General features: G+C 61.5%; 10 protein-coding genes. 9 read left to right on the forward strand and 1 reads right to left on the reverse strand.

Going from position 1 to position 12,734, the window contains the following annotated elements; translation table 11 throughout:
• Positions 1-59: 59 nt before the first annotated feature.
• The 9 genes from R6X40_RS00110 (at position 60) to R6X40_RS00150 (ending at position 11,474) form a co-directional block, all read left to right on the forward strand.
• Entirely contained in the window at positions 60-1,088 is a 1,029-nt protein-coding gene (locus tag R6X40_RS00110; RefSeq protein WP_318409967.1) for a substrate-binding domain-containing protein, read from the forward strand.
• Positions 1,089-1,158: 70 nt separating this feature from the next.
• A complete protein-coding gene (locus R6X40_RS00115; protein ID WP_318409969.1) occupies positions 1,159-2,697 on the forward strand; it encodes a sugar ABC transporter ATP-binding protein in 1,539 nt (512 codons plus the stop codon).
• A gap of 28 nt (positions 2,698-2,725) precedes the next feature.
• Complete coding sequence (locus R6X40_RS00120; RefSeq protein WP_318409970.1) at positions 2,726-3,718, forward strand: ABC transporter permease; 993 nt, start codon at positions 2,726-2,728, stop codon at positions 3,716-3,718.
• Positions 3,718-4,722, forward strand: a complete 1,005-nt coding sequence (locus tag R6X40_RS00125; protein ID WP_318409972.1) for a sugar-binding transcriptional regulator — start codon at positions 3,718-3,720, stop codon at positions 4,720-4,722. The genes R6X40_RS00120 and R6X40_RS00125 overlap by 1 nt, the downstream gene beginning before the upstream one ends.
• On the forward strand, positions 4,719-5,714 hold the full coding sequence (locus R6X40_RS00130) for an aldo/keto reductase (RefSeq protein WP_318409974.1): 996 nt from the start codon (positions 4,719-4,721) through the stop codon (positions 5,712-5,714). The genes R6X40_RS00125 and R6X40_RS00130 overlap by 4 nt, the downstream gene beginning before the upstream one ends.
• Positions 5,715-5,726: 12 nt before the next feature.
• Positions 5,727-7,475: a glycerol-3-phosphate dehydrogenase/oxidase gene (locus R6X40_RS00135; RefSeq protein ID WP_318409976.1), complete on the forward strand. Its 1,749-nt coding sequence runs from the start codon at positions 5,727-5,729 to the stop codon at positions 7,473-7,475.
• Positions 7,448-8,290: a class I fructose-bisphosphate aldolase gene (locus tag R6X40_RS00140; protein WP_318409977.1), complete on the forward strand. Its 843-nt coding sequence runs from the start codon at positions 7,448-7,450 to the stop codon at positions 8,288-8,290. Before R6X40_RS00135 ends, R6X40_RS00140 begins: the two co-directional genes overlap by 28 nt.
• Before the next feature lie 32 nt (positions 8,291-8,322).
• Positions 8,323-9,852 (forward strand): FGGY-family carbohydrate kinase, encoded by a 1,530-nt coding sequence (locus R6X40_RS00145; protein WP_318409978.1) that lies wholly within the window; start codon positions 8,323-8,325, stop codon positions 9,850-9,852.
• Between the two features lie 2 nt (positions 9,853-9,854).
• Positions 9,855-11,474 carry a GMC family oxidoreductase gene (locus tag R6X40_RS00150; RefSeq protein WP_412178314.1) on the forward strand — a complete coding sequence of 540 codons (1,620 nt, stop codon included), beginning with the start codon at positions 9,855-9,857 and terminating at the stop codon, positions 11,472-11,474.
• Positions 11,475-11,858: 384 nt separating this feature from the next.
• Here the strand turns inward: R6X40_RS00150 and R6X40_RS00155 are convergent, their stop codons facing one another.
• On the reverse strand, positions 11,859-12,728 hold the full coding sequence (locus R6X40_RS00155) for an SDR family NAD(P)-dependent oxidoreductase (RefSeq protein ID WP_318409981.1): 870 nt from the start codon (positions 12,726-12,728) through the stop codon (positions 11,859-11,861).
• Positions 12,729-12,734 lie beyond the last annotated feature (6 nt).

The raw sequence follows: 12,734 nt of genomic DNA on the forward strand, positions 1-12,734 counted from the left end.
GGGCCGCCGCTCAGGCGCCGCCGGGTATTTGGGAGGGGCTTCGGCCTCAAGGAGGAAACTTGCGCAAATTTCTAAGCACGACCGCATTGGCGGTCCTTGCATCCACGCTGTTCGCCGGCGTCGCCGCTGCTGAAACGGAAAATCCGTTCCGCTGCAAGCCTGGCGAAAAATATGTCATGAACGTCATGGTCTCGGGCGTCGAATACTGGTTCCCGGTCTATGAAATGTTCAAGCAGGCGGGCCAGCAGCTCGGTTGCGAGACGGCCTATACCGGCACGCCGGAATATGACGTCAACAAGCAGATCGCTACCTTCGACCAGGCACTGGCCCAGAACCCGGCCGGTATTCTCGTTCACCCGATGAACTCCGATCCGTTCATCGAACCGATCAACCGCGCCATCGATCAGGGCACGGCCGTCGTTACCTTCGCAGCCGATGCGCCGCTCTCCAAGCGCATCTCGTTCATCACCTCGGACAATACCCGCGAAGGCACCTATGCCGCCGATGCGATTGCCGAAAAGATGGGTGGCAAGGGCGAATATGCCGTTCTGGAAAACCCGGGCCAGGACAACCACGACAAGCGCATCGCTGCCTTCATCGCTCGCATGACGGAAAAGTATCCGGACATGAAGCTGGTCGGCCGCGCCGCCTCCAATCAGGATCCGACCAAGGCCTATCAGGCACTGTCGAGCCTTATCCAGGCCAATCCGAACCTCGGTGCCGTGTTCATGCCGGAAGCCAACTCGGCGATTGGCGCTTCGCAGGCTAACAAGGAAAACGGCGGCAAGATCCTCGTGATGTGTGCCGACGTCAACGCCAACATTCTCGACATGATCAAGGCTGGCGAAGTGTTCGGCTCGATCAACCCGAACCAGGGCATGCAGGGTTACATGGGCTTCATGCTGCTGTGGCTTGCCAAGCATCCGGAACTGATCGACCCGATGAACGACGCCAAGCGCGGCGGCTTCAACCCGATGAGCATTCCCTTCGTCGATAACGGCCTGTCGATTGTCACGGCCGACAATGCTGACGACTTCTACTGGGACAAGTACCTGAAGCGGCGTGGTACGAAGGGCATCGAGGAGTAAGCCTTTTGTATCGGCTGTCCGGGGCTTCATGCCCCGGGCAACCACCGCAAGCGCTGGGGAGGAGACTATTATGGCGTCGGTGCCGGTTCTGGAAATCCGCAATGTCAGCAAGCACTTCGGTGCGGTGAAAGCGCTGACGGACGTGAGCTTCAGCCTGAAAAAAGGCGAGGTCCATGCGCTTTGCGGCGAAAACGGCGCGGGTAAATCGACGCTGATGAATATTATTGCCGGTGTTTTGCAACCGAGCGAGGGCGACGTCCTTGTCGATGGGGCTCCAGTGAAAGTCACGTCGCCGGCCGTGGCGCAATCGCTCGGGCTCGGGCTCGTGCATCAGGAAATCGCGCTCTGCCCCGATGCGACGGTGGCTGAGAATATGTTCATGGCCGCTACGAACCGCCGCCGCTCGCCTTTCATGAATTATGGCAGGCTGGAGCGGGACGCGCAGGTGGTGATGAACCGGCTGGCGCCGATCGACGTGCGCCGCAAGGTTGCCGACCTGCCGATTTCCAGCCAGCAGCTGGTCGAGATCGCCAAGGCACTGACGCTCGATTGCCGCGTGCTGATCTTTGACGAACCGACGGCGGCACTGACGGAATCGGAAACCCAGGTGCTGTTCGGGATCATCCGCGATCTGAAGGCGCAGGGCATTTCGATCATCTATATCAGCCATCGCATGGCCGAGATTTTCAGCCTGTGCGACAGGGTCACCGTTTTTCGTGATGGCCGCTATGTGTCGACGGAGAACGTCGCCGAATTGACGCCGGATGATATCGTGCGCCGCATGGTCGGGCGCGAGATTACCCAGCTCTATCCGGAAAAGCAGGCGCTGGCTGAACGGACGGACGAGACAATTCTCAGCGTTCGCGATCTTGGCGACGGCAATCGGTTCAAGGGTGTGAGCTTCGAATTGCGCAAGGGCGAAATTCTGGGCGTTGGCGGGCTGATTGGTTCGGGCCGCACCGAGATTGCCGAAGGGATCTGCGGATTGCGGCCGGTGACAACAGGCGAAGTGCAGCTGCATGGACAGCGGCTGCGGGCTCGCTCTTATGCGCAGGCCGTGCAGGCGGGCGTCGTCTATCTTTCGGAGGACCGGAAAGGTTCCGGCGTCTTCCTGGAACTGTCCATCGCCCAGAATATTGCTGTTCTCGATCTGAAGTCGCTGACCGGATCATTGGGGCTATTAAATTCAAAGGCGGAAGCTGATCGTGCCAGTGATCTTACCCGGCGGCTTGGCGTGCGGATGGGCGGCATCGATATGCCGGTTTCGTCGCTGTCGGGCGGCAACCAGCAGAAGGTGGCGATTGCCAAGCAGCTGGCGGTCAATCCCAAGGTCATCCTGATGGATGAGCCAACGCGCGGTATCGATGTCGGCGCCAAATCGGAAATCCACCGGCTTCTGCGCGATCTTGCGCGCTCCGGTATCGGCATCGTCGTCATTTCATCGGAACTGCCGGAGCTGCTTGGTCTCTGCGACCGGGTTCTGGTGATCCGCGAAGGCATGGTTGAAGGTGAGGTCGAGGGCGAGACGATGACGGAAGAGGCGATCATGCGGCTCGCATCCGGCATCGGCAGTCACAACAATTCAAAGGCATCAGAGCATGCCGCATAAAGAACAAGCAGGGGCAGGAGACAAGGTCATGGCGGACGCTACGTTGACAACGGCACATCAGGCACGCGCGCCCGGCTGGAAACGGCTTGGGACGATGCGCGAGGCGGGCCTGATCGCCATCATCCTGGCGCTCTGCATCGCCATGAGCTTTGCCTCGCCGCACTTCCTGACGCTCGGCAACTTCCGGGCGATGATGATGTCATTCTCGGTCGAGGGTATCGTCGTCGTCGGCATGACTATCCTGCTAATCGTCGGCGGCATCGACCTGTCGGTCGGCTCGGTCGTCTGCTTCTCGATGGTGCTATCCGGCTCGCTGTTCCTGATGGGGCTCGATCCCTGGAGTGCCTCTTTGATCGGCATCATCGCCAGCGGCCTGATCGGCTGCGTCATGGGTTTCTTCGTGACGGTGGTGGGGCTCAATCACTTCATCACCTCGCTGGCCGCGATGGTCATCGTGCGCGGTCTCTGCCTGATCATTACCAAGGGTACGCCGCTATCGCTGTTCACGCTGCCGCCCTCGTTCAAGGCGGTCGGGCAGGGCACATTCTACGGCGTTCCCTTCGTCATCCTGATCTTCGTCGCCGTTGTCGTGGTGTTCGATTTCCTGCTGCGCCGGGCAACCGCCTTCCGCAAGGTGTTCTATACCGGCAGCAACGAGAAGGCGGCGCTCTATTCCGGCATCAAGACCAATCAGGTGAAATTCTGGGTGACGGTACTCTGCGCCACGCTGTCCGGTGTTGCCGGCGTCATCTACATGTCCCGCTTCGGTGCCGCGACCCCGACCTTCGGCGTCGGCATGGAACTGAACATTATCGCGGCTGCGGTGATCGGCGGGGCATCGCTGAATGGCGGCTCGGGAACGATCCTTGGCGCGATCCTTGGTATTGCCTTGCTCTCGGTCGTCACAAGTTCGTTGATCCTGCTCGACGTCTCCGTCTATTGGCAAGACATGATCAAAGGCTGCATTCTGCTCGCTGCCGTCTCGATCGACCATTTCCTGCACAAGCGGAAGGCTGCCTGATGCCGATTGCCAAACTCAAACCCGCCAATGCGCCGCGCGAGGAAATCGTCATCGCCCGGCAGATGCACCAGGCGCTGGTCCTGCATTTCCTCGAAGGGCTGACGCAGGCGCAGATCGCCGATCAGCTCGGCATCTCGCACGCCACCGTCAACCGGCTGATCAAGCGCGGCCGTCAGCTCGGTCTGGTCGAGATCAAGATCAAGTCGCCGGTCGAGCCGCTGGTCGATATGGAAGAACAGCTGCGGGCGCTCGGCGGCATTAGCCGCGCCGTGGTGGTGCCGACCGTGTCCGACAATCCGCAGACAGCCCTTCAGGCGGTTGGCGAGGCGGCGGCACGGCTTTTGCTGGAAGAGATCATCGACGGCGATACGATTTGTATTACAGGTGGCAAGGGCGTCAGCGCCGTGGTTGCCGGACTTCAGGCGCAGCGCCGTTTCGATGTCGAGGTGATCCCCGCCACCGGTTGTGTGCAGGGTAAACATTACACCGACGTCAACCACGTTTCGACGATGATGGCCGACCGGCTGGGCGGGCGTTCCTATCAAATCCACGCGCCGCTGTTTGCCGATAGTGCGGCCGAGCGGAACATGCTGATCAACATGCGTTCCGTCTCCGACGTTTTCCAACGGGCGCGCGAGGCGAAGATCGCGGTTGTTGGTATCGGTTCGATCCTGTCGGACGACTCGAGTTACTACGACCTGCATCCGTCCTCGAGCACCGATCGCGCCGCGATCGAGCGCTCCGGTGCGTCCTGCGAACTGCTGGCGCATCTGCTCGATAATCAGGGGCAGGTTTGCGACTACAGCCTCAACCGGTCGCTGGTGTCGCTGACACTGCCTGAGTTCGCCTCGATCCCGACGAAGATCGGTGTGGCAAGCGGTCCGAACAAGGCAGGACCGATCCTCAGCGTTCTGCGCGGCAATCATCTAGATACGCTGGTGACCGACGAGGCGACGGGTGCGCGCGTTTTGGCACTGGCGAATGGCGAAGGAAAATGGGCATGAGCGGGCAACAATTGACACGCGAGATCGGCAAATCGGGCGTCTCCGCTTCGGCGGTCGGGCTCGGTACTTGGGCGATCGGCGGCTGGATGTGGGGCGGGACCGACGAAGCGGAATCGATTGCCGCAATCCAGGCTTCGCTCAATGCCGGTGTAACGCTGATCGATACGGCACCGGCCTACGGGCTTGGACGCTCCGAGGAAATCGTCGGCAAGGCGCTGGCGGGACGGCGTGACAAGGCAGTGATCGCCACCAAATGCGGTCTGGTCTGGCATACGCAGAAAGGCCGGCATTTCTTCGATCAGGATGGCAAGCCGGTCCATCGCTATCTCGGCCGCGATGCAATAATGCATGAAGTCGAGGAAAGCCTGACGCGGCTCGGCACCGATTATATCGACCTTTACATCACCCATTGGCAGGATCCGACGACACCGGTCGAGGAGACCATGCGTGCGTTGGAAGATCTTCGCACATCCGGCAAGATCCGGGCGATCGGGGCCAGCAATGTCAGCAAAGACGACCTCGACGCCTATATTGCGGTTGGTGGTCTCGACGCGATCCAGGAGCGGTTCAGCATGATCGATCGCGAGATCGAGGTGGACCTTCTGCCGCTGACTACGGCCAACGGCATCGCGACGCTGAGCTACTCATCGCTGGCGCTGGGGCTATTGTCCGGGGCTATCGGTCCGGACCGGGTGTTTTCCGGCGATGACCAGCGCAAGGATAATCCGCGTTTCTCGGTTGCTAACCGCGAAAAGGCAACGGCACTTGCCAGCGCCATCCGGCCGGTTGCCGAAAAACACGGGGCCAGCATCGCCCAGACCGTGATCGCCTGGACGCTGTCGCAGCCCGGCGTGACCTTTGCGCTCTGCGGTGCACGCAATCCGGCACAGGCAATCGACAATGCGCGGGCGGGCACCATCCGGCTGGATGCGGCCGATCTTGCGGCCATCGATGCAGCCATCGCGGCGAAACTGACTGATATGGACAGGTAGCGGATCGCCATCATGAAACGTGAAGAGATATTGGACGGGCTCCGCCAGAGCCCGAAGGTGGACGTGTGTGTCATCGGCGGCGGCATCAACGGCATCAGCGTCTTTCGGGAGCTGGCGCTGCAGGGGCTGAATGTGTTGCTGGTCGAGAAGCACGACTATTGCTCCGGCGCCAGTTCGGCACTGTCGCGCATGGTGCATGGCGGCTTACGTTATCTGGAGAATGGCGAGTTCAAGCTGGTGCAGGAATCGCTGGTCGAGCGTGACCGGCTGTTGCGCAACGCACCGCATTATGTGGCACCGTTGCCGACGACGGTGCCGGTATTCGATATCTTTTCCGGTCTCGGCAATGGTCTCGTCCGGTTCCTCGGCCTGACCCGCCGTCCAAGCCGCAGGGGGGCGATCGCCATCAAGGCGGGTCTTAGCATCTATGACTTCCTGACGCGCAAGCGGGCGATGATGCCGCGCCACCAGTTTCGCGGCCGGCGCACGACACTCCAAAAGTGGCCGGCGCTCAATCCGGATATCAAGAGTTCCGCCACCTATTTCGACGCCTGGGTCAGCCATCCGGAACGGTTGGGCATCGAATTGCTGCAGGACGGTCTCACCGCAAAGGCCGGGGCGGTGGCGCTGAATTATGCCGAACTGCGCCGGACGGAGACTGGCCAGTATTGCATCGAAGACCAGATCGGTGGCGCATCCGTTGCCGTCGAACCGGGGCTGATCATCAATGCCACCGGCGGCTGGATCGATATCGCCAACCAAACCCTGTTTTCGCCGCAGGCGCGCCCGGCACCCTTGATGGGCGGCACCAAGGGATCGCACTTGATTATCGACAATGCGGCGCTGTGCGACGCACTTGCCGATCACATGATCTATTACGAGAACGAGGACGGGCGAATCTGCATCCTGTTTCCCTATCTCGGCAAGGTGCTGGTCGGCTCCACCGATATCCGCGTTGACGATCCGGAAACGGTGCGCTGCGAGGCAGACGAGCGGGATTACATTCTGCAATCGCTCGCCTTCGTACTGCCGGATATCACCATCCGGCCGGAAGAAATCGTCTTCCAATTTGCCGGTGTGCGGCCACTTCCCGCCAGCACCGACAGTTTTACCGGCCGTATTCCGCGCGATCATTTCTGTACCGTCGTTGAACCCAAGGATGGTGGCCCGCCGGTGCTGTGCATGATTGGCGGCAAGTGGACGACGTTCCGGTCATTCGGGGAAATGGCGGCTGATATGGCGCTGGAACGGCTCGGCAGGCAGCGCCGCGTTACGACAACCGATAGGTCGATCGGCGGCGGGCGGGCATTTCCCGCCAATGCGCCGGTCTGGCTTGCGAGCGTCGCTGTTGCCAAGGGTATCTCCGGCGAACGGATGGCCGAGTTGTTTGGCCGCTACGGCACGGATGCCGAAGCCATCGCCGGTTTCATTACGGCAGGCCCCGATGCGCCGCTGCCGCATCCCGGTTACTCGGTGCGTGAATTCCAGTTTCTGATCCGCGACGAAGCGGTGGAACATCTGGACGATCTGCTTTTGCGGCGCACGACGCTGGCTGTCTCGGGCGAGCTTTCGCTCGATATGATGGACGCCGTGCTTGACCTGTTGACGCAGGAAAAACGCTGGACATCAGCGCAGCGTTCCACCGAGCGCGCCCGTTTTCTCACCCTTCTCACCGGACGCCACGGCGTCGATGAGACCATGCTTTCCGCAAGGAACGAACCAAGGAGCACAGAATGCGACACAACAGCAAAGTCCGGATGAACCGGCTGTTCGGCGGCGGCCGCTGCCTCGACGTGGCGATCGATCACGGCGTCTGCAACGAACCGTCCTTCCTCAGCGGGCTGGAAGATATCCAGGCTGTCGTCAAGGCGCTGGTCTCCGCCGCACCGGACGCGATCCAGATGAATTACGGCCAGGCGGACCTGTTGCAGGACGTTCCCGGCAAGGACAAGCCGGCGCTGGTCATGCGCATCGACATGGGCAATCCCTATAACCGCATCCGCCACCGCGACATGTGGGCGGTGTTGCAGAACGAGGCCGAGCCGCTGATCGGTGCGCTTGAGATGGACGCGGCCTGCGTTGTCGTCAACCTTTTCATGCTGCCGGATGAGCCGGATCTGTTCCGCCAGTGCGTGCAGAACATTTCCCGCGTCCGGGCCGATTGCGACAAATATGGCATGCCGCTGATGATCGAACCGCTGGTGATGCAACCGGTCACCGAAAAGGGTGGTTACATGGTTGATGGCGATGCCGACAAGATTGTCACGCTGACGCGGCTTGCCCGCGAAATGGGCGCCGATATCGTCAAGGCCGACCCGACTGACAATGCCGAGGATTTTCACCGGGTGGTGGAAGCGGCGCGCTGCCCGGTTCTGGTGCGCGGCGGCGGCAAGGAAGATCTGCGCGCGGTGTTTGATAAATCTGCGGCCTTGATGCGGCAGGGCGCAATGGGCATGGTCTATGGGCGCAACATCTATCAGCACGCCAATCCGAGTGCGGTGGTGCGCGGGCTGATGGCGATCATCCACGAGAACGCCAGCGGCGAACAGGCTTTCGCAGTCTATCAGCAGGGCTGAGCTACGATTTCGAACCTTGGGAGGGGTTCTGCATGGGAGACTATCTTTTGGGGCTCGACGCCGGAAACACCGTCATCAAGGCGGTGATTTTCGACCGGGTGGGCAACGAAATCGCGGCTGCGTCCGAAGAGGGGCACAGCCGCATGCCGCATCCGGGGCATGTCGAGCGTGGTCTGGACGAACTCTGGACCAATGCCCGGCAGGTTATTCGCGCCTGTATCGAAAAAGCGAAGATCCAGCCGGAGGAGATCGCCGCGATCGGTTGCGCCGGGCATGGCAACGGCCTCTACGCGCTGGACCGCGAAGGGGCTCCGCTGCTCGGCATCCAGTCGATCGATACACGGGCGACCGGCCTTGTCGAGCAATGGGCGGCTGAAGGTGTTGGCGAGCGGACCCATCCGATTGCCCGCCAGAAGCCCTGGCCATCCCAGACGCCGACGCTGCTTGCCTGGCTGAAGCGCCACCGGCCGGAACAGTTCAGCCGTATCGGTACGGTGTTCTTCTCCAAGGATTTCGTCGTCAACCGTCTGACCGGCGAGCGCGTCAGCGAAGTCTCCGACATGTCGGGTGCCGGTCTGCTCGACCTTGCCGCGCGCCGCTACGACAAGGTGCTGATGGAGGCTTACGGGCTCGGCAATTGCATGGACCTCCTGCCGCCGCTGATCGAAAGTGCCGATATTGCAGGCAGGGTGACGGAAGAAGTGGCCAAGCAGACCGGGCTTGCCGCTGGCACGCCGGTGGTCGGCGGGCTGTTCGACGTCGTCGCCTCGGCGCTTGGCTCGGGTGTTACACGTACAGGCAGCGCCTCGATCATTGCCGGCACCTGGAGCATCAACCAGGTCATCATCGACGGTCCCGATCTCGACGGGCCGGTGTTCATGTCCTCGACGTTCGATCGCAGCCGCTACATGGCGATGGAGAACAGCGCCACCTCGGCCGCCAATCTCGAATGGCTGGTGAAGGAGTTCTTCGAAGGCGAGCACGAAGAGGGCGTTTCGCCCTTCGATGCCTGCTGCGCGCTGGCAGGCGCCATCGAGCCCACCTCGGATGACCCGCTCTACCATCCCTATCTCTACGGCGCCCAGCAGGATGGCCATGCCCGTGCCGGCTTCTACGGCATTGCCGGCTGGCACACCAAGGGGCATCTCGTTCGTGCGCTGCTTGAAGGCGTTGCTTTCGGTCATCGCGCCCATATCGAGACAATCCGCAAGGCCGGTGCCGTGTTCAACGAAGCGGTGTTGTCCGGCGGTGGATCGCGCAGCCTGATCTGGCCGCAGATCTTTGCCGATGTGCTGGGCGTTCCCGTGACCGTTGCCCGCTCGCGGGAAACCGGTGCATTGGGGGCCGCGATTGCGGCTGGAACCGGCGTCGGTATCTTTGCGGATTTCGCAGCCGGTGCGGCGGCCATGGTCAAGACCGAGCGGCATTACCGTCCGAACGTCTCGCTTGAGGCGCATTATGCGCGGCGCTACGCTCTCTATCAGGATATCGCCGAGGCGATGGGTCCGCTCTGGCGGCGCCTGACGGCGGTGCAGCCTGTTGTTGCTGGAGTGGCGGCGTGAACATGCATGTAAATGATCAGGCGGTTGATGCGGGAAGCTACGACTTCATCGTCGTTGGCGCGGGATCGGCGGGGTGCGTCCTCGCCAACCGGCTGTCGGCCGATCCGAAAACCCGCGTGCTTTTGCTCGAAGCCGGCGGCAGCGACCGGTATCACTGGGTGCATGTGCCGATCGGCTATCTCTACTGCATGGGCAATCCGCGCACCGACTGGATGATGAAGACGGCGGCGGAGGAAGGCTTGAACGGCCGGTCGCTGCCCTATCCGCGCGGCAAGGTGCTGGGCGGCTGCTCGTCGATCAACGGCATGATCTACATGCGCGGGCAGGCGGCCGATTATGATGGCTGGCGGCAGGCGGGCAACACCGGCTGGGGTTGGGACGACGTTTTGCCTTATTTCCTCAAGTCCGAGGACAATTATCGTGGCAAGTCGGGCATGCACGGTGCAGGCGGAGAATGGCGGGTGGAAAAGCAGCGGCTGTCCTGGCCGATCCTCGATGCCTTCCGCGATGCAGCTGAAGAACTTGGTATTCCGAAAACCGACGATTTCAACGATGGCGACAATGAGGGTTCGGGCTATTTCGAGGTCAACCAGCGTGGTGGCCTGCGTTGGAACACCACCAAGGCCTTTTTGCGCCCGGCGATGAAGCGGGCCAATCTGCGGGTGCTGACCGGTGCCGAAACCGAGCGGCTGGAGCTTGATGGCAAGGCGGTCACGGGCGTTCGCTTCCGGGTGAATGGTCAGACGCATGTCGCCCACGCCAACCGCGAAGTGATCCTGTCGGCCGGGGCGATCAATTCGCCGAAGATTCTGGAGCTTTCCGGTGTCGGCCGGCCGGATGTGTTGTCCTCTGCAGGCATAAGTATTGCCCATCATCTGCCGGGCGTCGGCGAAAACCTGCAGGATCATCTGCAGATCCGCACGGTGTTCCGCATCGAGGGCGCGAAGACGCTGAACCAGCTTTATCACAACCTGTTCACCCGGGCGGGCATGGGGCTTGAATATATGCTGCGCCGGACCGGGCCGCTATCGATGGCGCCGAGCCAGCTCGGCATCTTTGCGAAAAGCGATCCATCGCTGGCGACCGCCGATCTCGAATATCATGTGCAGCCCTTGAGTACCGACCGCCTTGGCGAACCGCTGCACAAATACCCCGCCGTCACCGTTTCGGTCTGTAACCTGCGGCCAGAGAGCCGGGGGACGGTGCATGTCGGTGGGCCGGATCTCTCCGTTGCGCCGGAAATCCGCCCGAACTATCTCTCGACGGCCGGCGACCGGATGGTTGCGACAAGCTCGATCCGTCACGCCCGCCGCCTGATGGAGGCTGGTGCCATCCGCAAATACAAGCCGCAGGAGATGCTGCCGGGCACACAGTACCAAAGCGACGAGGACCTGATCCGCCGCGTTGGCGACATCGCCACGACGATCTTTCACCCGGTCGGCACCTGCAAGATGGGCAGCGATCCGATGGCAGTGGTTGATCCGCAATTGCGGGTGCATGGGTTAGGCAAGCTTCGGGTGGTCGATGCCTCGATCATGCCGTCGATCGTTTCCGGCAACACGAACTCGCCGGTGATTATGATTGCGGAGAAGGCGGCGGAGCTTATTCGCGCCGGGGCCTGAAGGCGGCGTTGCCGGGTTTTCTTACCAGTTTGGCCGACGAAATTGGGGAGCGGGTGAGAGGCTCGCTGCCTTTAGATAGCTGACAAAACGCGACCTAATGGATTTGAGGTTCTAGCCTCATCATTGTTGATCGTTTGGGAACCTCATCCTCCGTCATGCTCGCCCATGTGGCGGGCATCCAGTGCGTTCAAGTCTTTGAACGCAAAAGACTCTTCTCACGCAACAGACGTCGCGTGGCTGGATCCCCGGGACAAGCCCGAGGATGACGGAGAGTGGGGAGGCCTCTTGCCCAAACTACGGGCCTTGTGGGAACTGTCGATGTGACGGTTGTCCGTGGTCCGACGGAGCGGGCTCGCACCCGCGCAGCCTGATTTTTTTACCGGTTCAGCCCTTCGTGTCACCAACAAACACCGAAAAATCGCTGCCGTCGAAGTCCGTTGAAGTCGTGACATCAGCCCAATCGGCGGCCGCCTTTTGGCGTGCGGTTTCGGTCTGGTTGAACATGTAGAGGGCGTCGCTGCCGAGAAGCAGATGTGGTGGCAGGTCATCACGGCTGGCGAGGTCGATGATGACCTGCGCGATCTTGTCGGGATCGCCGAATTCCTTGCCGACATAGGCTGCAAGCAGCGCGGTTATTGCCCCGACGCTTGGTTCGTAGTCCGGCAGGATGGCCGGAACGTTGTCGCGCGCCGTGTGGCCCCAGTTGGTGCGCATGCCGCCCGGCTCGACTGCGATGACCTTGACGCCGAAGGCGGCGGCCTCCTGTGCCAGAACCTCAGTGAAGCCGCCAACGGCCCATTTGGCCGACTGATAGGCGCTGAGGCCGGGCGTTGAGATGCGGCCGCCGACCGAGGAAATGTTGATGATATGGCCGGAGCGCTGGCTGCGCATGACCGGTAGTGCTGCACGGGCGAGATTGACGACGCCGTAGAAATTGGTGTCGATCTGCGCCTTGAAGGCTTCCGCAGTGGTCTGCTCGAAGGGTGCGACATTGCCGTAGCCCGCATTGTTGACGAGCACGTCGAGTGTCCCGAACGTATCGACGGCGAGTTTTACCGCTGCCTCGGCGGCGTTGGGATCGGTGACATCGAGCGCTGCGGTGACGACCCGATCGCCATATTGTTCCTTGAGGGCAGATAGGCGCTGCGGATCCCGCGCCGTGGCAACGAGGCGGTCACCACTGGCAAGAACAGCTTCGGCGATGTTGCGGCCAAGACCATTGGCACTTCCTGTAATCAACCATACTTTAGACATGTCGTT

It is taken from the genome of Rhizobium sp. PL01, from assembly GCF_033447125.1.
GTDB lineage: Bacteria > Pseudomonadota > Alphaproteobacteria > Rhizobiales > Rhizobiaceae > Pararhizobium.

Bases quoted from the DNA above. Each gene is read 5' to 3' on its own strand.
- R6X40_RS00115 (WP_318409969.1), top strand. From the start codon at position 1,159: ATGGCGTCGGTGCCGGTTCTGGAAATCCGCAATGTCAGCAAGCACTTC.
- R6X40_RS00120 (WP_318409970.1), top strand. From the start codon at position 2,726: ATGGCGGACGCTACGTTGACAACGGCACATCAGGCACGCGCGCCCGGC.
- R6X40_RS00125 (WP_318409972.1), top strand. From the start codon at position 3,718: ATGCCGATTGCCAAACTCAAACCCGCCAATGCGCCGCGCGAGGAAATC.
- R6X40_RS00130 (WP_318409974.1), top strand. From the start codon at position 4,719: ATGAGCGGGCAACAATTGACACGCGAGATCGGCAAATCGGGCGTCTCC.
- R6X40_RS00135 (WP_318409976.1), top strand. From the start codon at position 5,727: ATGAAACGTGAAGAGATATTGGACGGGCTCCGCCAGAGCCCGAAGGTG.
- R6X40_RS00140 (WP_318409977.1), top strand. From the start codon at position 7,448: ATGCGACACAACAGCAAAGTCCGGATGAACCGGCTGTTCGGCGGCGGC.
- R6X40_RS00145 (WP_318409978.1), top strand. From the start codon at position 8,323: ATGGGAGACTATCTTTTGGGGCTCGACGCCGGAAACACCGTCATCAAG.
- R6X40_RS00150 (WP_412178314.1), top strand. From the start codon at position 9,855: ATGCATGTAAATGATCAGGCGGTTGATGCGGGAAGCTACGACTTCATC.
- R6X40_RS00155 (WP_318409981.1), bottom strand. From the start codon at position 12,728: ATGTCTAAAGTATGGTTGATTACAGGAAGTGCCAATGGTCTTGGCCGC.